The sequence below is a fragment of the Micromonospora sp. CPCC 205561 genome (assembly GCF_036906775.1).
Taxonomy (GTDB): Bacteria; Actinomycetota; Actinomycetes; order Mycobacteriales; family Micromonosporaceae; genus Micromonospora.
This window is the reverse complement of record NZ_JBAKHV010000071.1, coordinates 1-24,342: the sequence shown is the minus strand read 5'-3', so window position 1 is coordinate 24,342 and position 24,342 is coordinate 1. Positions and strand designations below refer to the sequence as shown.

The window sequence follows — 24,342 nt, the reverse complement described above, 5'->3', positions numbered from 1 at the left end:
AAATCAATTTGGCACTGGCTTATCAAGCACCCTGTTGAGTTCTCAAAGAACAACCACACACCGATTCAGGTCTCCCCAGTCGTCTGGGAGGCTGCTCGGGGCAACTCCTCTACCTTACTCGGTTCGACCCCCGCCGTCAACCTCGTTTCCGAGGTGATCAAGAGGGGCGGTCCGGACCCACGTTGACGCACGCCGTACCCGGCGGTCGTTGCTTTCGTGGGAAGCCGCAGACCGGCCGATCGCCACTCCGTGGCCATCCGCCCGGCTCCTGCCGGCTCCGAAACTCTACCCGGCCGGTCTCGCGTTCGCAACCCCCTGTGGGGCCGGTCCCGCACCACCCGAATCCTCAGTCTCGCTCGGCGTCTCCGCCACGAGCCTGGTGCCCGTTGTCGGCCGGTTTGTCCGGCCTCCCGCGTGCAGAGAGAAAGTTACGCTGACCGACCGGAGAAGGCAAATCGACGGACGTCGTCGCCCGAAGTGTGTCCGACGCGCCGGCACGCGGAAGCCCGGCTCCGCGGGCCGACCGGTCGAGATCGGGAGGTCGTCGCGCATCCGTGATGGCGGCGCGGGGTCCGCGGGCGGCCCCGGCGTGCCAGAGTGTCTGTCATGGCTGACCTCCCGCGCACCCGGGTGACCGTGCTCGCCGAGGACGCGCTGACCGGACTGCTGCTGCCGTTCTGGCAGCTGATCATCGGTGCCTTCGTGGTCTTCGTCGTCCTGGTCTCGGTGGCTCGGCTGGCCCGCAGGGGGCGGTCCCGGATGACGACGGCACTCCTGGTGACGGCTGCCGCGATCGCCGGCTTCGCCGTGGTGGGCGTACTGCTGCAGGGGTGAGCTACAGGCGGCGGTTCGCCAGGCTCGGCAGCTCGGCACGGATGGTGCGCAACCGCGCCAGGTCGAGGTCGGCGACGGCCAGCCCCGGTCCGTCGGGCACCTGGGTGAGCACCGTGCCCCACGGGTCGACCACCATGCTGCGCCCGTAACAGGTGCGGCCCGGGTCGTGCTCGCCGATCTGGCCCGCCGCGGCGACGAAGCACTGGTTCTCGATCGCCCGCGCGCGCAGCAGCACCTCCCAGTGGTCCCGCCCGGTGTAGAGGGTGAAGGCTGCCGGCACCACGAGCAACTGGGCGCCGCCGTCGATGACGAGCCGCCGGTAGAGCTCCGGGAAGCGGAGGTCGTAGCAGATCGACAGGCCCACCCGGAGGCCCTCGACGTCGACGACCACCGGCTGGTCCCCCGCGGCGAACGTGGCCGACTCCAGGTAGGAGACCCGGCCGGGAATCTCCACGTCGTACAGGTGGATCTTGCGGTAGCTGGCGGCGAGCGTGCCGGAGCGGTCGAAGACCAGGGAGGTGTTCCAGGTGCGGGCGGGGTCCGGGCCGCGTTCGTGGATCGACCCCGCGATCAGCCAGATGCCCAGTCGCCGTGCCACGCCGGCGAAGAACTGCCCGACCTCGCCGTCGACGGGCTCCGGTTCGGGAAGGCCGGCGGCGGGGCCGAGGTAGTCGACGCACTCCGGCAACAGCGCGAGGTCCGCGCCGGCGGCGGCGGCGCGTTCCAGCACGGCCTCCGCAGCCAGGAGGTTGGCCTTACGGTCGTCCCGGGAGTTGAGCTGACAGACGGCGACGCGCATGGGAGTCAGCGTACGACCGGAGCGCGCCCGGCGACAGCGCCGGAGGAGAGGCGGGACGGCGAGGCCCAGCGCGGTCGCCGCGCCGACGGGACGCCGAGCCCACCCCGGACACGACGCCGCGCCCGGCCTGAGCGGACGGGCGCGGCGACGGATGGATCAGGCCGACTTCTCCTCGCGGTCCCGCCGGGCGCGCCGGCCCGTGAACTCGCGGGGCACGATCGTCGGGTTGACGTTCTCCAGGACCACCTCTCGGGTGATCAGCACCCGGGCGGCGTCGGGGTTGCTCGGCACCTCGTACATCACGGAGAGCAGGACCTCCTCCATGATCGCGCGCAGGCCCCGGGCGCCGGTGCCACGCAGCATCGCCTGGTCGGCGATCGCCTCCAGGGCCGGCGGCTCGAACTCCAGCTCGACGCCGTCGAGCTCGAAGAGGCGCTGGTACTGCCGGACCAGCGCGTTGCGCGGCTCGGTGAGGATGCGTACCAGGGCGAGTCGGTCGAGGCTGCGCACGTTGGTGATCACCGGGAGCCGGCCGATGAACTCGGGGATCAGCCCGAACTTCAGCATGTCCTCCGGCATGACCTGGCTGAAGATGTCGTCGGTCGACCGCTCGGAGACCGAACGGAGCCGGGCGCCGAAGCCCGTGCCGCCGTGGCCGGTGCGGGACTCGATGATCTGGTCGAGCCCCGCGAAGGCACCACCGCAGATGAACAGCACGTTGGTGGTGTCGATCTGGATGAACTCCTGGTGCGGGTGCTTGCGGCCGCCCTGCGGCGGCACATTCGCCACCGTGCCTTCCAGCATCTTGAGCAGCGCCTGCTGGACCCCCTCGCCGGAGACGTCCCGGGTGATCGACGGATTCTCCGACTTGCGGGCGATCTTGTCGACCTCGTCGATGTAGATGATGCCCGTCTCGGCGCGCTTGATGTCGTAGTCCGCGGCCTGGATCAGCTTGAGGAGGATGTTCTCCACGTCCTCGCCGACGTAACCGGCCTCCGTGAGCGCGGTGGCGTCGGCGATGGCGAACGGGACGTTCAGCATCCGGGCGAGGGTCTGCGCCAGGTGGGTCTTGCCGCACCCCGTCGGGCCGAGCAGCAGGATGTTGGACTTGGCCAGCTCGACGGCGTCGCTGCCGGAGCCCGGCGCGCCGGCCGCCTCGGCCTGGATCCGCTTGTAGTGGTTGTAGACCGCGACGGCGAGCGCCTTCTTGGCCTGGTCCTGCCCGACGACGTAGTTGTCGAGGAACTGGCAGATCTCCATCGGCTTGGGAAGCTCTTCCCACTTCACCTCGCCGGACTCGGCCAGCTCCTCCTCGATGATCTCGTTGCAGAGATCGATGCACTCGTCGCAGATGTAGACCCCGGGGCCCGCGATGAGCTTCTTGACCTGCTTCTGCGACTTGCCGCAGAAGGAGCATTTCAGTAGGTCGCCGCCGTCACCGATCCGTGCCACCTACGTTCTCCCTGCACTCGTCGACCGGAGACCCGGCCCTCGCCTGCGGACGTGGAAGCGCCCGCCTCGTTCACCCCGCTCGTGCCCCCGCCGGAAGAACCGGTGGAGAGCGGCACAACCCGACGTTACCCGCTGGCGGAGGTTTCTCCGACCCCCAAAACGGGTGTGTCAGACGGTCGGCCGGGAGCGGACTCCCGGCCGACCGCGACCCGAGCTGTTCAGCTGGCGGCGTTGGCCGCCAGCAGGCCCTTCTTGCGGCTGGTGAGGATGGTGTCCACCAGCCCGTACTCCTTGGACTCCTCGGCCGTCATGATCTTGTCACGGTCGATGTCCTTGCGAACCTTCTCGATCGGCCGGTTGCAGTGCCGGGAGAGCATCTCCTCGAGCTGGGTCCGCATCCGCAGGATCTCCCGGGCCTGGATCTCGATGTCCGAGCCCTGCCCGTAGCCGCCCTCGGTGGCCGGCTGGTGGATGATGATCCGCGAGTTCGGCAGCGCCATCCGCTTGCCCGGGGTGCCCGCCGACAGCAGCACCGCCGCCGCGCTGGCGGCCTGGCCGAGGCAGACCGTCTGGATGTCCGGCCGGACGTACTGCATGGTGTCGTAGATCGCCGTCATGGCGGTGAACGAACCGCCGGGCGAGTTGATGTACATGATGATGTCGCGGTCCGGGTCGGTGCCCTCGAGCGTCAGCAGCTGCGCCATCACGTCGTTGGCCGACGCGTCGTCGACCTGGACGCCGAGGAAGATGATCCGGTCCTCGAAGAGCTTGTTGTAGGGGTTGGACTCCTTGACCCCGTACGACGTGCGCTCGACGAACGACGGCAGGACGTAGCGGTTGTGCACGGCCGCGAACTGGGGCGGCAGGCTCAGGTCGGTCATCGTCAGCTCCTCAGCTCAGGGTCCCGGCGCCATCCGGAACCTGGGCGGCCCCGATGATCACCTTGTCGATGAAGCCGTAGTCCAGGGCCTCCTGGGCGGTGAACCAACGGTCGCGGTCGGAATCCGCCTCGATCTGCTCCTGGCTCTGACCGGTGTGGTGCGCGACCCGCTCCTGGAACATCCGCTTGGTGTAGAGCATCTGCTCCGCCTGGATGGCGATGTCGGACGCGGTGCCGCCCAGGCCGCCGGAGGGCTGGTGCATCATGATCCGCGCGTGCGGCAGGGCGTAGCGCTTGCCCTTGGTGCCGGCGCAGAGCAGCAGCTGACCCATGGACGCCGCCATGCCCATCGCCACGGTCGAGACGTCGTTGTCGATGAACTGCATGGTGTCGTAGATCGCCATGCCGGAGTAGACCGAACCGCCCGGCGAGTTGATCCAGAGGTTGATGTCGCGGTCCGGGTCCTCCGCGGCGAGCAGCAGCAGCTGCGCGCAGATGCGGTTGGCGACCTGGTCGGTCACCTCGCTGCCCAGGAAGATGATGCGTTCCTTGAGCAAGCGGTTGTAGACCGAGTCGTCGAGGTTGCCAATGGTGTCGCCACCGCGGGCATCGATCGCCCGGAGCGGCTTCGCTTGGATGTGCATGTCGGTCATGGCAGCCCTTCGCTCTCCGTACCGTCCTACCCGACACTAACCGCTCAGCCGGATGGCAGAGCGCCGGTCCGGGCAGTGTTCGCTATCAGCGCAGCACCGCCGGGGCGTACCCGAAAAGGGAATCGGCCGCCGTCCACCGCAGGCGGCGGACGGCGGCCGTCCCCGACGATCAGTGCTCGTGGTCGTGCTCGGCCTCGCCCTCGGCGCGCAGCGCGTCGAGGGTCACCTCGGCGCCCGCCGAGTCCTTGATCTTGATGCGCTCCATGACCGAGGCCAGGGCCTTGCCCCGCCGCACGTCACCGAAGACGGCACCGGCCGCGCCCGAGCGGACCAGCTGGTCGTAGTACTGCTGCGGAGCCATCCCGGCGCGCTGGGCCCGGTGCACGATCTCGTGACCGAACTCGTCGTCGGAGACCTGCACGTCCTCGGCGTCGGCGAGGGTGTCCAGCAGCAGTTGGATCTTGACGCCCTCGGTCGCCGCCTCGGTCAGCTCGGCGTCGATCTGCTCCTCGGTCTTCTCCTCGGCCGCGAGGTACTCCTCCAGGGAGGCGCCGATCCGCTCCAGCTGGTCGACCATCGCCTGCTTGCGGTTCTCGACCTCCTCGCGGATGACGCCCTCCGGCGCCGGCACCTCGGCGGCGGCCACCATCTGCTCCAGCGCCTTGTCCCGGGCGGCGTAGATCTGCTCGACCCGCTTGCCCCGGGCGACCCGCTCGCGCAGGTCGCCGCGGAGCTCCTCGATGGTGTCGAACTCGCTCGCCATCTGGGCGAACTCGTCGTTGAGCTCCGGCAGCTCCTTCTCCTTGACCGTGCGGACGGTCACCGCCACATCGGCGTCGCGGCCGGCGAAGTCGCCGCCGACGAGCTGGGTGGTGAAGGTGGTGTCCTCGCCGGCGGCCAGGCCGACGACGGCCTCGTCCAGGCCCGGGAGGAGCTGCTTGCTGCCGACCTCGTGGGAGATGTTGCTCGCGGATCCGCCCGGCACGTCCTCGCCGTCGACGGTCGCGTTCAGGTCGATCTGGACGTAGTCGCCCTCCTGGGCGGCCCGCTCGACGGTCTTCAGGGTGGCGAACCGCTCGCGCAGGCTCTTCACCTGCTCGTCGATCTCGCTGTCGTCGATCTGGAGCTCGTCGACGGTCACCTCGATGGTGGCCGGGTCCGGCAGGGTGATCTCCGGGCGGACGTCGACCTCGGCGGTGAAGTTCAGCGAGTCACCGTCGTTGAACTCGGTGATCTCGACCTCGGGGCGGCCGAGCGTCTTCAGGTCGTGCTCGCGGACGGCGGCGAGGATGTTCTGCGGGATGGCCTCCTGCACCGCCTCGTTGAGGACGGTGCCCCGGCCGACCCGCTGGTCGATCACGGCCGCCGGAACCTTGCCCTTGCGGAAGCCGGGCACCTGGACCTGCTGCCCGATCTCCCGGTACGCCTTCCTGAGGCTCGGCTCGAGCTCGACGAACGGCACCTCGATGGCGAGCCGCACGCGCGTCGGGCTCAGAGTCTCGACGGTGCTCTTCACAGGCGTACTCCTTGACGGATCTCGGTTTTAGTCTGGGCGTGATAAGCCCATCGAGTGTAGGCGAGCCGGCCCGGCGTGCCGGCAGGGGCCGGGACCGCGGAGGGCGACCCCGGCGACCGGCCGCGGACGACAGTCGGGGTGGCGGGATTTGAACCCACGGCCCCTCGCTCCCAAAGCGAGTGCGCTACCAAGCTGCGCCACACCCCGTGGCGACGAGCAGTCTATGCGGTCGCGGGCCGCCGGCAGTCCCGGGGCGTCACCCAACGCGCCGAAGGGGGACCAACCGGACATGCGCCCCTCCGGCACCTCCCGTCGCGACCACCGCGGCATACGGCCGCGCGGGGCACGCGGATCATTGGGTACGCTGTGCGTGCGCCCCGCTCGACGAGGCGCACGCGGGCGTAGCTCAATGGCAGAGCTTCAGTCTTCCAAACTGACGGTGCGGGTTCGATTCCCGTCGCCCGCTCCACGAACTCCGGCCCAGGTCAGCGGCGTTGTCGCCGAGCCTGGGCCGTTCTCGTTCGGTGGGTGGAACGTCCTGGGTGGAGATGGAACACCCGGCCGCGACGGGGGTGCGCTCTAGTCGTCCTCGTAGGCCAGCTCGATCGCCGTCGCGGGCACCTGGAACTCGCCAGTCCCATGCGGGTGCTCGACGAGATAGGCGGCTGGCGGCTCGTCCAGCGATGTGGTGTGCCTGGCTCCCACCACTCTGGTGACGGACTCGCCGTGGACACCGTCGGTCAGCCGCACCCGCACGCCAGGCATGTGTCCACCCGACCCGGCGAGCGGTGGACCTACCGGGTCACGCCAGGTGGGCCCGGAGCGCTGCTCCAGCACCAGCAACCCGCCCGGCCGATAGTCGTCGGCGTCCCTTTCCACCCGGTAGCCGGCCGCTTCGAGGATCTCCGCAATCGCCGCCGTCATCGCGAACCTGACCGTCGAGGAATGCCGGATGGCGGGGTGCGTCTCCGAGCCGCCGTGCCGGTAGGCGCCCGCTTCGAGGGCCATGAGGGCCGCTTCGCGCAGGACGTCGCTGACGACCCAACCGATCCACACCCCGGGACCATGTTCGGAGCCTTCGACGGACACGCCGGTGCAGTGGGATGCCTCACGAGGTTGCCGAGGCAGCACGGGCAGGCCGGCCGCGATCAACTCCTGCCGGACAGCCTCGGCAAGAGCGTCGGGGGCGGGGGGCTGGGACACGGCCATGCTTCTCATGATCCGTTACCGCAGCAGGAAGTGTCAGGCAGGTCCTGACACCGAAGTGCCGGGAAAAGAATCTCGACGACGATGTCGAGAACCCGTGGTCGGCTCCGTCCCCGGGGTGAACGCGACGAAGATGGGTCGCAACCAGCACCGAGGAGAAACACGATGGCCAAGTACCTGCTGCTCAAGCACTACCGCGGCGCTCCGGCCGCGGTCAACGACGTGCCGATGGACCAGTGGACGCCGGAGGAGATCTCGGCCCACATGAAGTACATGCACGACTTCGCGACGCGGCTCGAAGGCACCGGCGAGTACGTCGACGGTCAGGCGCTCGCCCCCGAGGGGACGTTCGTCCGGTACGACGGTGCGGGGCGCCCGCCGGTCACCGACGGCCCGTTCGCCGAGACCAAGGACCTCATCGCCGGCTGGATGGTGATCGACGTCGACAGCTACGAGCGCGCCGTGGAGCTGGCCGGGGAGCTGTCGGCCGCCCCGGGGGCGGGCGGGAAGCCGATCCACGAGTGGCTCGAGTTGCGCCCCTTCCTGACGGCGCCGCCCACCATCACGGAGTGACCTGATGGACGAGGCACTGCTCCGGAGCCTCACCCCGAGCGTGCTCGGCGTCCTCGGCCGCCGCGGAGTCGACTTCGCGGCGGCCGAGGACGCCGTGCAGGACGCGCTGGTCGAGGCGGTCCGCACCTGGCCGGCCGAGCCGCCGCGGGACCCGAAGGGCTGGCTGGTCACCGTCGCCTGGCGTCGGTTCCTCGACGCGACCCGGGCCGACGCCGCCCGGCGCCGGCGCGAGGACCTCGTCGACGAGGAGCCGGCACCCGGGCCCGCTCCCACGGTGGACGACACGCTCCAGCTCTACTTCCTGTGCGCCCATCCGTCGCTGAGCCCGTCGTCGGCGGTCGCCCTCACGCTGCGCGCCGTCGGCGGGCTGACCACCCGCCAGATCGCCCAGGCCTACCTGGTGCCCGAGGCGACCATGGCGCAGCGCATCAGCCGGGCCAAGCGCACCGTCTCCGGCGTACGTCTCGACCAGCCCGGCGACGTCGCCACCGTGCTGCGCGTCCTCTACCTGGTCTTCAACGAGGGCTACTCCGGCGACGTCGACCTCGCCGCCGAGGCCATCCGGCTCACCCGGCAGCTCGCGGCCGCGATCGACCACCCGGAGGTGGCGGGGTTGCTGGCCCTGATGCTGCTGCACCACGCCCGCCGCGCCTCCCGGTGCGCGCCCGGCGGCAGGTTGGTGCCGCTCGCCGAGCAGGATCGGAGCCGGTGGGACACCGCGTCGATCGCCGAGGGCGTCGAGATCCTGCAGGCGGCCCTCGCCCGCGACCGGCTGGGCGAGTTCCAGGCCCAGGCCGCCGTCGCGGCACTGCACGCCGACGCGCCCACCGCGCAGGAGACCGACTGGGTGCAGATCGTCGAGTGGTACGACGAACTCACCCGCCTGACGGACAGCCCGGTCGTCCGGCTCAACCGCGCGGTGGCCGTCGGCGAGGCCGACGGGGCGCGCGCCGGCCTGGCGGCGCTCGCGGGGCTGGACGACTCGCTGCCCCGCCACGCGGCGGTGGCGGCGTACCTCCACGAACGCGACGGCGACCCGGGCACGGCGGCCCGGCTGTACGCCGAGGCCGCCCACAAGGCGCCCAACCTCGCCGAGCGCGACCACCTGACGCGCCAGGCCGCCCGCCTCAACGCCCGCCGGGGCCCCTGACGCCGTGAGGTGACCGTTGGCGGGTGTGCGAGGCTGCGCGTCGTGGAACGTGTTGCCGGAGAGCCGTTCGTCAGCGTGAGCCTGGGGGCGGAGGACGGCCCGTACGCCTGCCCGTGCTGCGGTCACCTGACGCTGGGCGAGCGGGGCGCCTTCGAGATCTGCGACGTCTGCTTCTGGGAGGACGACGGTCAGGACGAGCATGACGCCGGCCGGGTACGCGGCGGGCCGAACCGGAGCCTGAGCCTGCTCGACGCGCGCCGCAACTACGCCGCCTGTGGAGCGGCCGATCCCAGGGACCTGAGGCACGTACGGCCGCCCCGGCCCGAGGAGCGTCCGCCCGGCGAGCCCTGCGACGGCCGCTGAACCAGCGCGCCCGTGCCGCAACCCGAGCCGGCCGCCCTGACGGCGCCTGTCGACGCGCGGACCGTCCTCGGGACGCGGGTACCCTTCCGGGCGTGGAACTTGATGATCTTCCGGTGGCGGAGTTCGCCTTCCCGGGGCCGCTGCGGGAAAGGCTGGTCGCGGCCATCCTCTCCGGCGCGAAGACCGCGACGTCCAGCCTGGTGCTCGGCTACGAGCGGACGAACGAGCCGTTGCCCGAGGTCGGGCAGCGGTCGGCGGTGCTCGACTCCGCGGGCCGGCGGGTGGCGGTGATCGAGACGACCGAGGTGCGCGTGCTCCGGCTCGGCGACGTCGACCTGCGGCACGCCCTGGACGAGGGCGAGGGGGACGAGTCGGTGGCGCAGTGGCGGGCCGGGCACGAGAGGTTCTGGCACAGCCCCGAGGTGCGCGCGGAGCTGGGCGACCCCGGCTTCACGGTCGACGACGACACCCTGGTGCTGACTGAGCGCTTCCGGCTCGTGCACCCGGCCTGAGCGCCTGCCCGCACGCGACCGCCGGCCGGGCGTGCGGCTGGTGTCGCCGCGCGCACCGCCCGCCGGGCCCGCCGGCGAGCGCGGGGCGGGCCCGGCGCCGGAGACCGACCGGGCCCGGCAGCGGCATGGTCCAGGCCTTCTTCGTCGCGTCCCGGGAGGGGCGCGTCGACGACCTGCTCGAGCGTCAGGGCGAGATCGGGGGCGGTGCGGCCGCTGCGTACGATGCGGGCCGGGCATCCCCTCGTCCCGCGCGGAGGTAACGGCAGATGGCAGGCCAGCACGAGGGGTACGCCCTCGGCGTGGACCTCGGCACGTCCCACACCGTCGCCGTGCTGCGCCGGCCCGACGGGCACACCCGCCCGCTGCTGGTGGACGGGCAGCCGATCGTCCCCTCCGGCGTGTACGCCGACACCGACGGGCTGCTGCACACCGGCCGGGACGCCCAGCGCCTGGCCCGGACCGATCCGGGCCGGTACGAGGCGAACCCGAAGCGGCGCATCGACGAGAGCGCCGTGCCGCTCGGCGACCGCCGCTACCCGCCGGCCGAGTTGCTGGCCGCGACGCTGCACGCGGTGGCCCGCTCGGCCGTCGAGGCGGTCGGGTTCCTGCCGCCGGCGGTGCTCACCTGCCCGGCGACCTGGGACGCGGCCCGGCGTCAGGTGCTCTCCGACGCCCTGGCGGCGGCGGGCTGGCCGTCGGCGGCCGAGCACACCCTCTCCGGCCCCACGCCGCCGGGCACCCGGCTGCTGCGCGAGCCGGTGGCCGCCGCCCGCTACTACACCCAGGTGCTGCGCCGGCCGGTGCCCGTCGGCGGGACGATCGCGGTCTTCGACCTCGGCGCCGGCACGCTGGACGTCGCGGTGCTGGGCAACGAGGGCGCCGATCCGTGGGGCGACTCCGGGTTCTCCGTCGTCGCCGCGGGCGGCGCCGACGACCTCGGCGGCCTGGACCTGGACGTGGCCCTGCTGGGCCGGGTCGGCGAGCTGGTCGGGGCCGAGCACCCGGCGCGGTGGCAGCGGCTGACCCACCCCGGGTCCGCGACGCAGTGGCGGGAGCGGCACGAGCTCTGGGAGAACGTGCGGGGCGCCAGGGAGATGCTGTCGCGGGCCACGGCCGCGCCGGTGGCCGTGCCCGGGGTGGAGGCGGTGCTCACGCTCACCCGGGACGACCTGGAGCGGGTGGCCGCGCCGCTGCTGGGCCGGGCGGTCGAGGTGACCCGCGAGGTGATCGGCGCCGCAGGGCTCCATCCGCAGCAGCTCACGGGCCTGTTCCTGGTCGGCGGCGCCACCCGGATGCCGATGGTGGCCCGGCTGTTGCACGCCGAACTGGGCGTCGCCCCGACCGTGCTGGAGCAGCCGGAGCTGCCGGTGGCCGAGGGGGCGCTGACCGACCTGCCCCTGCCCCGGCGCGCCCGGGCCGCCAGCGCCTTCGCCGCGCCCGCGCAACCCGCCGCGCCGCAACCCGTAGCCGCACAGGCAGAGGCCGCGCCCGAGGCGGCGGGGCAGCAGGATCCCCTGGAGACCGGACAGCCGGGTCCCGGGAGCTTCGGCCACGACGGGCGCCCCGGGTCCGCCGGCCCACCGCCGCACGGGTCCGCCGGGCCCGGGGGCGCGCCGGCCGTGCCCGCCGGCGCGGGGCCCGCGCCGACCGTCGTGGCCGGCCCGGAGGGCGTCACGCCGGCCCTCCCCGCCGGCCTGACGCCGACCATGGTCGGCGACCCGTCGACCGCCCCGACCGTGCCCGCCGCGTCGCCGGCCTCCCCCGGCCTCCCGGCCGCCGGCGCGACGCCGTTCGCACCGCCGGGGACGGCCGCCGCGGCGGCGGCGCCGTTCGCGGCACCGTGGGCACCGGCCGCCGGGGGCCCCGCGCCGTTCTTACCTGGGGGGGCGCCGGGCCCGACGGCACCGGCCGCCAGGTCGGCCGGGCACGGCGGCGCCCCGGTCGACCCCGTCGGGCGGGCTCCGGGCGTACCCGGGGGCGGGCCCGCCGGACCGGGGCCGCAGGGGGCGTGGCCGGGCGTACCCGTCTCCGGCTCGCCGGTGTCGCCCCCGCCCGGCGGCGGCCGGACCGGCCCCGCGCTCCCCCGGCGCCGGGCGCTGTGGATCTCACTCGCCGCCGTGCTCGCCCTCGCCGGCGTGGGAACCGCGGCAGTGCTCTACCTGACCCGGGACCGCTATCCCGCCCTGGAGTTCCGCACCGCCGTCGAGCTGGTGAAGCGGGTGCCGGCCGGCACCCAGCGACCGGCGGACATGTTCACCGCGGTCCTCGGCGACCGCGCCTACCTCGCACATCCGCTCCCCGACGGGCGGCTGGAGGTGGTGGCCGTCGACGCCGGCACCGGCGCGGAGAGGTGGCGGCGGCAGACGGAGACGTCCGCCGAGCGGTGGGAGCGGATCGTCGCGCTGCCCGGCGCCGTCGCGGTCTTCGCCGACGCGATCGGCGACGACACGCCCCGGGACCTGACGCTGCTCGACGGCGCCTCCGGCGACCAGCGGTGGCGGCGGCCGCTCCTGGGCAACGACGACGTCCTCTTCGGCGAGGACGTCGCCGTGCGGGTCGACCGCGCCGGCAGACGGCTGGTCGGGCTGCGCCTCAGCGACGGTGGCGAGATCTGGGACCAGCCCAACCCGCGCGACCAGTACGACGACACCCGCACGAGCGTCCACCCGGTCACCACCGACGCGGCGCTGGGCGGGCCGGCCTTCCTCGACGGGTCCCCGCGCGACCCGTGGCTCGGCGAGGTCCGGCAGGTCGTGCAGGTGGGGGCGGACCGGTCCGTCCGGCTGATCGACATGGGCACGGGCCGGATCGTCCGCACCCGGGCCGGGGTGGCCGACAGCGACGACCTGGTGGTGGCCCACGAGGACCGCCTCTACGTGGCCCGCGACGACGCCGGCTACCAGCTGCTCGCGTACGAGCTGACCAACGACGCCCAGCCGAAGGTGCTGTACACCGCCGAGGACGACCGGCGCCGGCCGAAGGCGCTGGTGCCCTGCGGCGAGCACCGGGCCTGCCTGCTGGAGGTCGCCGGCGGCGACGAGGACTCGGCCGAGGTGGTGACGGCGGCCGAGGAGGGGAAGCCGACCCGCTGGAAGGCGCCGAAGGCGACCCGGCTGGTGCCGCTCGGCGAGCACCTGCTCGCCCGCCGCACCACCCCGGATCCGGCCGGCACGCTCTTCGACCGGGAGGGCCGCGCCGCGCTGCGGGACCGCGGCGGGGTGGCGGTCCGGCTGGACGCGGGCAACCTGCTCCTCTTCGCCGACGCGCCCAGCTCGATCGAGGACGACAGCAGCGTCGCCGGCGCGTCGGTCGGCTCCGGCGACGTGACCGAGATGGGCCAGTTGGCGGACGTACGCGGCGACACGTGTTCGTGGAACACCAGCGTGGTCGTCTGCGGCGCGGGCAGGGACGGCGACCAGCCGGAGTCCGCGTACGGCTTCGTGCTCTACCGCTTCGCCGAGGACTAGCCGGAAGCCGACATTCAGATCGATCTATATAGCCGATAGCCTCCTCTCAACGGCCAGGCTGTCCCGCGCCCGGTCACGAGCCGGCGCGGGTCGACAGGAGGAGGACCGGCAGATGACACTTCCCCGTACCCGGCGATGGAGGGCCCGCGCGGTGGGCGTACTCACCGCCGCCACGGTGCTCGCCACGATGGGCGCTCCCGCGGACGCGTCCCCCGGCGGCGCGATCCTGCACGCCGACCACCCGGCCGCGACGGCCGACGGATACGTCGTCGTGCTCGCCGGCGACGCCCTGGGCGCCGCCGGCGACCGGCGGAACACCGTGACGGGCGTCGCCGACCGGCTCGCCGACCGCTACGGCGCCACCCTCGGCCCCGTCTACGCGCACGCGCTCAGCGGCTTCGTCGCGCACCTGCCGGAGCGGGCGGCCCGCCGGCTCGCCGCCGACCCGGCCGTGGCGTACGTGGAACGGGACCGGGTGACGACCCTCGTCGGGCCGGGCGTGCAGCTCAACCCCCCGTCCTGGGGCCTGGACCGCATCGACCAACGCTACCTGCCGCTCAACGGCCGGTACGCCTATCCGAACACCGCCCACAACGTGCACGCGTACGTCATCGACACGGGGGTGCGCAGCACGCACGTCGACTTCGGCGTGCGGGCCGGCGGGGGCGTCGACCTGGTCGACGGCGGTCCGGCGGACGACTGCAACGGCCACGGCACGCACCTCGCCGGCACCATCGGCGGCACCCTGCACGGGGTGGCCAAGGAGATCCGGCTGCGGCCGGTGCGGGTGCTCAACTGCGCCGGCAGCGGCACCTTCTCCCAGGTGATCGCGGGCGTCGACTGGGTCACCGCGAACGCGGTGCGCCCGGCGGTGGCGCTGCTGGCCCTGGGCGGCGGCGCCAGCACGGCGCTGGACAACGCGGTGAACAACTCGATCGCCTCGGGCATCACCTACGCCGTGACGGCGGGCAGCTCGAACGCCAACGCCTGCAACTACTCGCCCGCCCGGGTGCCGGCGGCGCTGACCGTGGCCGGCACCACCAGCACCGACGCCCGGATGCCGAGCGGCAACCACGGCAGCTGCCTGGACCTGTACGCCCCCGGCGCCAACATCACCTCCACCTGGCACACCGGCGACACGGCGGTCAACACCATCAGCGGGGGCTCGATGGCCGCCGCGCACGTCGCGGGCTGCGCCGCGCTCGCCCTCTCGGCCAACCCGACCTGGAGCCCCGCCCAGGTGGCGGCCTACCTGACCGGCCGGGCGACCACCGGCGTCGTCTCGGGCGTGGTGGGCGGCACGGTGAACCGGCTGCTCTACTGCGGGCCCTGACCCGCGCGCCCGGCGCCCGGTCAGCCGGCCGGGCGCCGGGGTTCGCGGCACGGCCGGACCAGGGTCCGTCGAAAGATCGATCCCTGTCGACCATTGCCCCCGCCGGGGCCACCCGACTACCGTTCAGTCGATGATCGATTATCTGGTCATCGGTGGCGGCATCGCGGGCGCCAGCGCGGGGCACCAGCTCGGCGCGTACGGCAGCGTGGTGCTGGCGGAGATGGAGGGCGTTCCCGGCCAGCACTCCACCGGCCGCTCCGCCGCGGTCTTCTCCGAGTACTACGGCGGGCCGGCGGTGCGCGCGCTGACCCGGGCCAGCCGGGCCTTCCTCAACACGCCTCCGCCGGGCTTCGCCGAGCACCCGCTGCTCACGCCGCGCCGCGCGCTCGCCCTCTGCCCGCCCGGCGGGGAGGACGCCTTCGAGGCGGCGCTGCGCGCCGGCTCCGAGGTGGACCCGCCGGCCAGGGAGATCGACCTCGCCGACCTGCCCCGGTACTGCCCCGTCGTGCGGCCGCAGTGGTGCCGGCGGGCGATGGTGAAGCCCGCCGTCCGGGACCTCGACGTCGCCGCGCTGCACCAGGGCTACCTGCGCGGTATCCGGGCGGCCGGCGGCCGGGTGGTCTGCGGCGCCCGGGTGAGCCGGCTGCGGCGCGAGGGCCGTGGCTGGCGGGTGGGCACGGACGCCGGCGAGTTCACCGCCCGGGTCGTGGTCAACGCGGCGGGCGCCTGGGCCGACGAGGTCGCCGCCGCGGCCGGCGTACGACCGCTGGGGCTGGTCCCGCTGCGGCGCACCGCCTTCCTGGTGGACGCGCCCCCCGGCGTCCCGGCCGCGGACTGGCCGATGGTCGGCGACGTGGGCGACACCTTCTACTTCAAGCCGGAGTCGGGGCGCCTGCTGGTCTCCCCCGCCGACGCCACCCCGAGCCAGCCCGGCGACGCCCGCCCCGACGACCTCGACGTGGCGATCGGCGCCGAGCGCGTGCAGGAGGCGACCACCCTGGAGATCCGCCGGGTGCACCGGGCCTGGGCGGGGCTGCGGACCGCGGCCCCGGACGACGTGCCGGTGATCGGCCCGGCACCGGACGCGCCGGGCTTCCTCTGGCTGGCGGGGCTCGGCGGCTACGGCGTACAGACCTCGCCTGCGGCGGGCGCGCTGCTCGCCGCGCTGGCGGTCGGCGCACCGCCCCCCGTCGACCCCGCCCCGCTGTCGCCGGCCCGCTTCACCTGACCCCACCGTCGGCCCGAGCCGGAGCACCCGCGCCGTGCGTGGCAGCGACCGCCGGCGGGGTCAACCGGAGCGTTGCCCGAGCGACGAGCGGCGGGGCAGCATCGTCCACGCCGAGATGCCCGCCGAGACCAGCGCCGCCACCAACATCACCTGGAAGACCGCCGGGTAGCCGGCCGCGCTGGCGACCAGCCCGGCCAGCGGCGCCCCGCCGACCAGGCCGATGTCCCAGAACGAGGTGAACGCGCCGAGCGCCGCCCCCTGGCGCGCCGGATCCGTCCGGTTGATCACCAACAGGGCCAGCGCCGGGAAGAGCAGCGAGAGCCCGGCGCCGATCACCAGCCCGCCCAGGACCGCGACCAGCAGGTTCGGCGCGAGGGCCACGAGCAGCAGCCCGACCGCCTCCACCAGGGCCGAACCGACCGCCACCCGGCCGGCGCCGAGCCGGTCGGGCAGGCCGCCGACGAAGAGCCGGACCCCGACGTACGTGAAGCCGAACGCGTTGAACGCGGCGATGCCGTTCTCGACGCCCCGCTCGGCCATGTGCAGGGCCACGAACGCGGCCAGCGCGGCGTAGCCGAACCCGGCCAGGGAGAGCGCGACGCCGGGCGCCACGGTGCTGCGCGGCAGGATGCCGGAGCGCCCCGTCGGGGCCGCCTGCCGGGGCCCGGGGCGGGCGGCGACGAGCGCGGCCCCGGCGGCCGCCGCCAGGACCGCGAACAGCCACACCGCGGGATAGCCGGAGGCGCGCAGCAGCACCGCCCCGAGCAGTGCCCCGAGCGTGATGCCCAGCCACATGTACACGCCGTACAGGCCGACGACCCGGCCCCGCCGGTCGGCCGGCGCGAGCGCCACCAGCCAGGCCGCGCCGGCGGTGTAGACGGCCGCCTCGCCCACCCCGTGCAGGACCCGGACGCCGAGCAGCACGCCGACGTTGCCGGCGAGCAGGTACGCCGCGCCGGCCGCCGCGCAGAGCGCCGCCCCGGCCAGCATCACCGTCCGGTACCCGTGCCGGTCACCGAGCCGGCCGGCGATGGGCCGGGCGATCACCGCCGAGACCGCGATGGCGGCGATCACGACGCCCACCTCGACCCGGTTGCCGTCCAGCTCGTCGAGGACGTAGAACGGCAGCACCGCCAGGGAGGCGCCCACCCCGAGCAGGCAGAGGAAGATGGCGGCGAAGAGCGGCGCGATGGGCCGGTAGAACGAGAGTTTCCCACCGATGGTGGTCATGCGGTGCCGCTCCTAGGGCGCGTTCCGTGAGTGGGTGTCGGCCGGGTGTGGTCACGGCGGGGCGGGGATCGATGACCCAAGGAGGTTTCCGGTGGGCGGCCGCGCGACCAGGCGGACCTGAGGACCGGAGACCTGGCGGCGGCGCGGCACGACCTGAGCGACATCCAGTGGCGGCACCTGCACCCGCTGCCGCCTGCGGAGTCGTCGCGGGCAAGGCCGTGCGGGTGGGCCGAACGACAGATCATCGAGGTCGCGTCCCGGGGGTGGTGCAGAGCCGGAGGAGTCTCTGCTCGTCCGTCCAGTGTCGGGGTTGGACCCGGGTTTTGCCAATCGTGAGTTGACGGGTGCCGGCTGCGGCGTTGCCGGCCCGACGGGCCCCGCGGTACGTCGCGTCGAGAAGTTCCGGGAAACGTCGCGGCGGCGGGGACCGGTGCCCGCGAACCACGCCACGTGGCGGACCCGTGTCGATGGTTCCGCCGCCGGCGGCGTCCGTTCACCACGGACCTCGACCGCGTCCGGATCAACCGCTGCGGACTCGGCCGGCCCCGGACCCGCCCGCTCCAGGTCCTGCCGGAACGGGCCCACCCGTCCGGGGCCGACCGCGCCCACCCGCGCCGTCGAGGAGCCGACGCCCGCATCCCGAGCACGAGCGATCAGGTCGCCCACCGCCTCGCGGGAGGCGCCGGCGGCGGCCGGCCACCCGCCAGGACAGGGGTCAGGCCGGTACGACGTGGAAGAAGTGGGTCGGCAGGTGCACGGCCAGCCCCTCGTGGATCTCGGCGCAGACGGCCGGCCCCTCGGTGGCGAAGGTTCCGGGCGGCGGAGTGCCGACGCGGATCGCGGAGCACCCGGCGTCCAGCAGCCGCGCCGCCATCGCGAAGTCGCCCACCACCGCCTCCCCCGGGGCCACCATCCGGGTCCGGCTGATCTGTACGCCGTTGCGGGCCAGGTCGGCCAGCAGGGCGCCGCGCCCGAGCAGGTGGGTGTAGTAGTCCCTCGGATTGACGATCATCGCGTGCGGCGTGGCGCCGGTCTGCTCGATCTCGTCGCAGGCGGCGAGCAGGCCGCTGAGCCAGTCGTGCCGGTACGGCAGCCGCCCGATCTCCGGGTGCCGCAGCAGGCCGCCCTCGCCGATGGTCAGCGCCTGGTTCTCGGCCGTGGCGAGGCGGACGAGCAGCCGGTAGTCGACGAAGACGGCCAGCGCCTCCGGGTCGTCGGCGAGCTCCTCGGGGATGCGCACCCAGGCGCGGATCGGGTGCACCCCGGCGGAGGCGGTGCCGAACCGGAAGGCGGCCTCGCGGCGCAGGCCCGACTCGTGCACCGCCGCCGCCTCCCCGGCGTCGGGCCGGGACTCGCACCAGAACCGGACCGGCTCCATGCCGACCGACCGCTTGCGGAACAGGTTGCGCACGGTCACCCGGGGCCGCTCCTTGGTCGGCTGGAAGGCGTCCGTGATGGTGTAGTCGAAGCGCACCTCGGCGCCGGCGGGATCGTCGGCGTACGCGCGGGCGAACAGCTCGCCGGGCGACAGCGTCGACGACGCGGTCGCGGGCGGCGCGGCGGTGGTGGTCATGAGTCCTCCCCGATGGAGATGGCGTGCCGGATCAGCCGCTGGTAGAAGGGCTGGTGGTGGTCGTGGTACGACCGCAGGGTGTCGTTGTTGGCGACGGTCACCTCGAAGGACTTCTCGACCGGCGAGAAGCCCGAGGTGCGTTCGACGTCGAGGTGCCACTTGCGGGTGCGCCGCCACTCGGCCCGCTCCCCCGGCGCCCAGTTCAGCGCCTCCGGCCGGAACGGCAGCCCCACGGCCTCGCACCAGGCCGACACCGTCGCCCCCGGGTGCCGCAGCAGGTCCTCGGCCCGGATCACCACCGGCGGCCGGTGCGCGGTCCGGCTGACCAGGTCGAACAGCTCCCACTGGTGCTCGTAGCCGATCTCCGGGCAGGTCACCGTCGGCTTGATCGCGTAGTGCGAGCTGATCGTGCGGGCCGGGTCGCGGACGATGAAGGTGTGCGTGACGTCCGCGATCGCCTCGGGACGGTCGAACAGGTGCCGGTACCGGTACTCCAGGGTGTCCTTGACGAAGACCGTCCGGTCCCGGCCGAGCGCGTTCAGGTGCGCGGCCACCTCGGCGGGGTCGGTTACGGTGACCGTGCCCCCGTCGGCGGCGGGCAGCTCCACGTGCCCCTCGTCGACGAGGGTGACCAGCGGCTCGTGGACGACGGTGACGTCACCGCGGGCGATCATCATGCGCAGGAACGCGGTGGAGAGCGCCCGGGGATGCGCCCACATGGCGATCACCGGCATGCCGGCCTCCCGTACCGCCTCGCCCGCCACCCCGGCGCGGACCCGTGGCGGGCCGCGCTCACTGCGACCACGCCGTGGGCTTGCGGTCCCACCGGTGGCCGCGCAGCGTCTCCAGCAGCCCGGCGTCCAGCGGTACGCCGTCGCTGACGGCCAGGTTGGCGCGCACGTGCTCGACCCGGCGCATACCCGGGATCACCGTGCTCACCGCCGGGTGGTGCAGGATGAACCGCAGCGCCAGCTCCGGCATGGTCATCCCCGCCGGCACGTCGGCGGCCAGCCGCTCGGCGCGCTCCACGCTGGGCAGCAGGTTCTCCGGCCCGAAGTACGTGCTGCGCCAGTCCTCCTCCGGCCAGGTGCTGTCGGCGGTCAGCGTGCCGGTCAGCGTCCCCTCGTCGAACGGCACCCGGGCGATGATCGCGATGTCGTCGCGCTGCGCGCGCGGGAACAGCTCGTCCTCCGGCGCCTGGTCGAAGATGTTGTAGATGACCTGCACGACGTCGATCAGGCCGGTGTCGAGGGCGGCGTGGCAGTTCGTCGGCTCCCACCGGTTGACGCTGATCCCGATGCCGTCGACCACGCCCTCCCGCTTGAGGTCCGCGACGGCCTCCTGCCAGCGGCCGTCGGCGGCCCACCGGTCCTCCCAGACGTGGAACTGGAGCAGGTCGATCCGGTCCACGCCGAGGTTCTCGAGGCTGCGGTGGGTGAACTCGCGGATGTGCTCGGCCGGGAAGACGTCGTCCAGGCTGTCCTGGGGGCCGGGCGGCCACTCGCGGTTCTTCGGCGGGATCTTGGTGGCCAGGTACAGCCGGCGGTCCGGGTGCCGGCGCACCAGGCCGCCGAGGAGCTGCTCACTGACGCCCCGCCCGTAGACCCAGGCGGTGTCGAAGAAGTTGCAGCCCCGTTCCACCGCCTCGTCCAGGCAGCCCGGCGCGGCGTCGTAGTCCCAGCCGGTGAAGCCGCCGGGTCCACCGCCGATGCCCCACATCCCGTACCCGACCTCGCTGACCTGCCAGCCGAGCCGACCCATCCTGCGGTATCGCATTGCACTCCCTCATCCGTGCCGGTCGCCGCGTCACGCGCGGCCGTTCACCCTGGTCCCGCCGGCAGCAGCAGCCGGCCGCTCTCGTGCCCCTCGTGCTCGCCCAGCCAGGCGCGGTAGGCGCCGACCGACGGGCCGAGCCGGCGGTCGGTGAAACCTCGACGTCGCTCCAGCTCGGCGCAGCCGTCGCGCCGGAACAGCCGGGGGTTGTCGGTGAGCAGCGTCGCGAACACCCTCCGCAGCCGCTCCTCGTCGGCGCCCGCGCCGGCCGGGAAGAGGGCCAGCAGCACGGCGGCGTCACGGTCGCCCCCGCCCGCCGCCTCCCGCAGCCCGGCCAGGAACCGTCCGCAGCTCACCCGGGGCAGGGCCTCCGCGCCGGCCAGCGGCAGGTCGGTGAAGTCGACGCTCACCGGGTGCAGGACGTGCAGCGTGCCGCCCCACTGGCGCGGGTCGACCACGGTGGCGACGATCCGCCGGGCGGCCCAGTCCACCGGCGTCCAGTCGGAGCGCACGGGCGCTTCGGGGCGCATCCGCAGCCGGTGGCAGGCCGCCAGCAGCAGGTGGGTCAGGGCCCGGGGGTTGGGGTGGCCGTCGTCGCCCGCCGGCATCACCTCGCCGAGGCGCAGCACCGTGATGGTCGCGCCCCGCCGCCGGGCCTCGTCGAGGTACCGCTCCGCCACCCACTTCGACCGGCTGTAGCCGCTCGTCGGCGGGACGGCGAGGGCCGGGTCGTACGTCTCGGGCAGCGGCTGCGGATGGCGGGCGGCCTCGCTGTCGAGGACGCCCAGGGTGGAGACGTGGTGCAGCGGCTTCGGTCGGCCCGTCAGGCAGAGCCGGAGCAGCTCGGCGGTGCCGAGGACGTTCGCCGCGCGGTGGGCCCGGTAGTCGAACAGGAAGTTGACCAGCGCCCCGGCGTGCAGCACGAGGTCGCAGTCGTGGACCAGCCGGTCCCACGCCTGCGGGGTCAGGCCGAGGGCCGGGCGGCCGAGGTCGGCCGCGTACCCGTGCAGGCGCAGGCCGTGGCCGGGGCGCCACAGGCCCCGCTCGGCCAGCGCGCGCACGACGCGGGCGGTGGCCTCGGCGTCGTCGGCCGCGCGGGCCAGGCAGAGCACCCGGACGTCGGTGGTGGCGAGCAGCTCGTGCACCAGGCGCGCGCCGACGAATCCGGTGGCCCCGGTGACCAGGACCGTACGCGGCGCCCGGCGCCGGCCGACGGGACGTACGGGCAGGTCGGCCGGGACCTTCGCGTCCCGCTCCACCAGCTCGTCCTCGGTTTCGGCGGGGTCGGCCGCGCGCAGCCGTACCGCGAGCGCGCGGGCGAGCCGGGCGGCGCTGCGGTGGGTGAACAGGTCCTGCACGCCGACGCGGAGGCTCTGGTCCGCGCCGAGGACGGTGACCGCGTCGAGGGCCTGGAGCGAGTCGCCCCCGGCGTCGAGGAAGTCGGTGTCGGGGGCGAGGTCGGGCCGGCCGAGGACCGTCCGGAACACCCCCAGCACCCGGTCGGGCAGGGTCCGCGCCTCGGCGGGCGCGGCCGACGGGCGTGTCCGGTCGGCGAGCGTACGGTCCAGCCAGGCCTCCAGCGCCTGCCGGTCGACCTTGCCGTTCTCGGTCAGCGGCAGCGCGTCGCGCACGACGACGTGCCGGGGCAGGTGGGTCCGGGGCAGCAGCCGCCGCAGGTGCTCCCGCACCTGCGGCTCCGTCACCTCGGTCTCGGCGGCGAGGAAGAGGGCCAGCGACTTGCCCCGGTGCTCGCGGGCGAGCAGGACCTTCGCCTGCCGTACGCCGGCCAGCCGGGTGGCGGCGGTCTCGATCTCGCCGGCCTCGATCCGCACGCCGTTGACCTTGAGCTGGTGGTCGCGGCGGCCGGCGAAGTGCAGCCGGCCGTCGGGGGCGATCCGGCCGAGGTCGCCGGTGCGGTAGAGCCGCGGGCCCGGGATGTCGGGCAGCGGGTTGGGCACGAACACCTCGGCGGTGCGGGCGGGGTCGCCGACGTACCCCTCGCCCAGGCACACGCCGCCGATGACGATCTCGCCGGTCTCCCCGGGCGGCAGGGGCCGCAGCTCGGCGTCCACCACGGCGGCGTAGCAGTTGTCGATCGGCCGGCCGATGGGAATGACGTCGCCGTCGGACCGGGCGACGGTGTGGAAGATCATGCCGATCGACGCCTCGGTGGGGCCGTAGCCGTTGGTGACCGCCACCCCCGGCACCAGCTCGACGAGGCGGTGCACCGCCCACGGGTCGATCTCCTCGCCGCCGACGATCACGTTGCGCAGCGACGCGACGGCGCGGCGGGCGGCCGGGTCCCGGTCCAGGACCGAGACCAGCGCGCCGAGCACGCTCGGCACGAAGTCGGTCATCGTGACGGCCTCGTCGGCGATGGTCCGGACGGTCCGCTCGACGTCGAGGAACCCGCCCTCGACCGGCACCACCGCGCGGCCACCGGTGGTCAGCGGCCAGAACATCTGCCACACCGACGAGTCGAAGGTGTGCCGGCTGTTCTGGAGCACCACCTCGTCGCCGGTCGCGGCGAAGTGGCGGGTCATGAACCGCAGCCGGTTGGCGATCCCGTCGTGCCGGTTCAGCGCGCACTTCGGGGTGCCGGTGGTGCCCGAGGTGAAGATTCCGTATATCAGGTCGGCCGGGCCGATCGGCACGCCGGGCCGGCGGCGGGTCGGGGTGATCTCGTCGAGGTCGACGGGCAGGCAGGGGACGCCGGCGGTGTCGGGACGCGGGCCGGAGCCGCGTACCACCGCGAGCCGGGGCCGGACCACCCGCAGCGAGGCGCGCAGCCGGTCCGCCGGCCAGCCGGGATCGACGGGTACGAAGGCCGCGCCGAGCTTCATCAGCGCCAGGTCGACGACGGGCAGTTCGAGCCCGTCGGCGAGCAGGACGGGCACCAGGTCGCCCCGCCGGACGCCCCGCCCGGCCAGGGCGGCGGCGACGCCGTTGGCCAGGTCGTCGAGTTCGCGGTAGGTCAGCGAGCGGCCCCGGAACGACACCGCCCGGCGGTGCGGGTGCCGGTCGACGCGCTCTTCGACCATGCCGGGCACGGCGAGGAAGGGCCGGTCGTCGTACGGCGTCCCGGCGGCCGCCGGAGCGGTGGCGGTGCACCGGCAGGTGGGTCCGTCGGAGACAGGAACCGCCGCCGCGGATCCGGTGTCGCCCGCCCTCATCACGCCTCCTGTCCCCGAGCTCGCCCGGCCTGTGGTCACGCCGCGGACGGGACGAATCCGACCCGACGCACAGCAAGGGTGTTTATCGGCACCGGTCGATGCCCTGGCTGCTGGTCATGGACACTAGAGGCCCGACCGAAGGGAGGGAATATGCAACTTTCTGCTACATCGATTTCTGTCACTCGCAAGTGGCGACCGCCCCCCGAACGGCTCCCCGCGCGCCGCCCGCCCGGCCAGCGGGGCTCCCACCAGGGAAGCCTTCGCCCACACGCCGGCGTACACGGAGATTCCACGCCGGACCGTCGGCCGCGCGCGGAGGCGGGCCGACGGGGCCGGCGAAGCGCCCCCGTCAGGCGGACGAGCAGGTGCGATGACGTACGGTAGCTGGCCACACACGGACCGCTGGACCGGCGGCGGCTTCGGATGGCGCGCGGCCAGGAATCGGACGGGCACACACGTGAGGCCGGACCGGACGAGCCGGCCGAACCCCGCAGGGCGGTTCCGATCCGGCCGCCGACGGGCCCACGGCGGGCTCACCGTCGGCGCAGCCGGTGCGGTTTGTCGCGGGTGTCCCGCTCGCTGATCACCGCGGTCATCGGTGATCAGCTCACCCGGCGCTCATGGCCC

Annotated in this window: 19 protein-coding genes and 2 tRNA genes; 9 read left to right on the top strand and 12 right to left on the bottom strand. The window is 73.9% G+C overall.

From position 1 onward, the window contains the following. The first annotated feature begins 606 nt into the window (after positions 1 to 606). Positions 607 to 834, top strand: coding sequence for a hypothetical protein (locus V6V16_RS25290; RefSeq protein ID WP_334565949.1), 228 nt, complete (start codon positions 607 to 609; stop codon positions 832 to 834). Position 835: 1 nt separating this feature from the next. On the opposite strand, the gene V6V16_RS25285 is transcribed toward V6V16_RS25290, so the two are convergent. The 6 genes from V6V16_RS25285 to V6V16_RS25260 all read right to left on the bottom strand — a co-directional run bounded on the left by V6V16_RS25285 (position 836) and on the right by V6V16_RS25260 (position 6,341). Further along, positions 836 to 1,633: a carbon-nitrogen hydrolase family protein gene (locus V6V16_RS25285; protein ID WP_334565947.1), complete on the bottom strand. Its 798-nt coding sequence runs from the start codon at positions 1,631 to 1,633 to the stop codon at positions 836 to 838. Between the two features lie 156 nt (positions 1,634 to 1,789). Beyond that, positions 1,790 to 3,085 (bottom strand): ATP-dependent Clp protease ATP-binding subunit ClpX, encoded by a 1,296-nt coding sequence (gene clpX, locus V6V16_RS25280; protein WP_334565944.1) that lies wholly within the window; start codon positions 3,083 to 3,085, stop codon positions 1,790 to 1,792. A gap of 218 nt (positions 3,086 to 3,303) precedes the next feature. After that, positions 3,304 to 3,966, bottom strand: coding sequence for an ATP-dependent Clp protease proteolytic subunit (locus tag V6V16_RS25275; protein ID WP_334565941.1), 663 nt, complete (start codon positions 3,964 to 3,966; stop codon positions 3,304 to 3,306). Between the two features lie 10 nt (positions 3,967 to 3,976). After that, positions 3,977 to 4,618 (bottom strand): ATP-dependent Clp protease proteolytic subunit, encoded by a 642-nt coding sequence (locus V6V16_RS25270; protein WP_334565939.1) that lies wholly within the window; start codon positions 4,616 to 4,618, stop codon positions 3,977 to 3,979. 169 nt (positions 4,619 to 4,787) lie between these two features. Further along, entirely contained in the window at positions 4,788 to 6,134 is a 1,347-nt protein-coding gene (gene tig, locus V6V16_RS25265) for a trigger factor (protein ID WP_334565938.1), read from the bottom strand. A gap of 133 nt (positions 6,135 to 6,267) precedes the next feature. Then, a tRNA-Pro gene (locus V6V16_RS25260) sits at positions 6,268 to 6,341 on the bottom strand. Positions 6,342 to 6,529: 188 nt separating this feature from the next. Here V6V16_RS25260 and V6V16_RS25255 point away from each other — a divergent pair. Further along, positions 6,530 to 6,603 (top strand) — tRNA-Gly (locus V6V16_RS25255). A gap of 110 nt (positions 6,604 to 6,713) precedes the next feature. Here V6V16_RS25255 and V6V16_RS25250 read toward each other — a convergent pair. Continuing rightward, a complete protein-coding gene (locus tag V6V16_RS25250; RefSeq protein ID WP_334565937.1) occupies positions 6,714 to 7,343 on the bottom strand; it encodes a hypothetical protein in 630 nt (209 codons plus the stop codon). 162 nt (positions 7,344 to 7,505) lie between these two features. Between V6V16_RS25250 and V6V16_RS25245 the strand changes: the two genes are divergently transcribed. From V6V16_RS25245 to V6V16_RS25215, 7 genes are all read left to right on the top strand, one after another. Beyond that, positions 7,506 to 7,913 (top strand): YciI family protein, encoded by a 408-nt coding sequence (locus V6V16_RS25245; protein ID WP_334565934.1) that lies wholly within the window; start codon positions 7,506 to 7,508, stop codon positions 7,911 to 7,913. A gap of 4 nt (positions 7,914 to 7,917) precedes the next feature. Further along, the gene (locus V6V16_RS25240; protein WP_334565931.1) at positions 7,918 to 9,063 is read left to right on the top strand and encodes an RNA polymerase sigma factor; all 1,146 of its coding nucleotides are present in this window, start codon (positions 7,918 to 7,920) and stop codon (positions 9,061 to 9,063) included. 42 nt (positions 9,064 to 9,105) lie between these two features. After that, positions 9,106 to 9,426: a CPCC family cysteine-rich protein gene (locus tag V6V16_RS25235; RefSeq protein ID WP_334565928.1), complete on the top strand. Its 321-nt coding sequence runs from the start codon at positions 9,106 to 9,108 to the stop codon at positions 9,424 to 9,426. 92 nt (positions 9,427 to 9,518) lie between these two features. After that, the gene (locus V6V16_RS25230) at positions 9,519 to 9,938 is read left to right on the top strand and encodes an ASCH domain-containing protein (protein WP_334565926.1); all 420 of its coding nucleotides are present in this window, start codon (positions 9,519 to 9,521) and stop codon (positions 9,936 to 9,938) included. Positions 9,939 to 10,204: 266 nt separating this feature from the next. Further along, positions 10,205 to 13,405: an Hsp70 family protein gene (locus V6V16_RS25225; protein ID WP_334565924.1), complete on the top strand. Its 3,201-nt coding sequence runs from the start codon at positions 10,205 to 10,207 to the stop codon at positions 13,403 to 13,405. 112 nt (positions 13,406 to 13,517) lie between these two features. Then, complete coding sequence (locus V6V16_RS25220; protein WP_334565921.1) at positions 13,518 to 14,738, top strand: S8 family peptidase; 1,221 nt, start codon at positions 13,518 to 13,520, stop codon at positions 14,736 to 14,738. 130 nt (positions 14,739 to 14,868) lie between these two features. Next, positions 14,869 to 15,966: an NAD(P)/FAD-dependent oxidoreductase gene (locus tag V6V16_RS25215; protein WP_334565918.1), complete on the top strand. Its 1,098-nt coding sequence runs from the start codon at positions 14,869 to 14,871 to the stop codon at positions 15,964 to 15,966. A 60-nt stretch (positions 15,967 to 16,026) separates the two neighbouring features. Here V6V16_RS25215 and V6V16_RS25210 read toward each other — a convergent pair whose 3' ends face one another. The 5 genes from V6V16_RS25210 to V6V16_RS25190 form a co-directional block, all read right to left on the bottom strand. Continuing rightward, positions 16,027 to 17,196, bottom strand: a complete 1,170-nt coding sequence (locus tag V6V16_RS25210; protein WP_334565915.1) for an MFS transporter — start codon at positions 17,194 to 17,196, stop codon at positions 16,027 to 16,029. Positions 17,197 to 17,911: 715 nt separating this feature from the next. Then, a complete protein-coding gene (locus V6V16_RS25205; RefSeq protein WP_334565914.1) occupies positions 17,912 to 18,769 on the bottom strand; it encodes a family 3 encapsulin nanocompartment shell protein in 858 nt (285 codons plus the stop codon). After that, entirely contained in the window at positions 18,766 to 19,503 is a 738-nt protein-coding gene (locus V6V16_RS25200; protein ID WP_334565912.1) for a hypothetical protein, read from the bottom strand. Before V6V16_RS25200 ends, V6V16_RS25205 begins: the two co-directional genes overlap by 4 nt. Positions 19,504 to 19,561: 58 nt before the next feature. After that, positions 19,562 to 20,545, bottom strand: coding sequence for an aldo/keto reductase (locus V6V16_RS25195; protein WP_334565909.1), 984 nt, complete (start codon positions 20,543 to 20,545; stop codon positions 19,562 to 19,564). Positions 20,546 to 20,589: 44 nt separating this feature from the next. After that, entirely contained in the window at positions 20,590 to 23,715 is a 3,126-nt protein-coding gene (locus tag V6V16_RS25190; protein WP_334565908.1) for a non-ribosomal peptide synthetase, read from the bottom strand. Between the last annotated feature and the right edge of the window lie 627 nt (positions 23,716 to 24,342).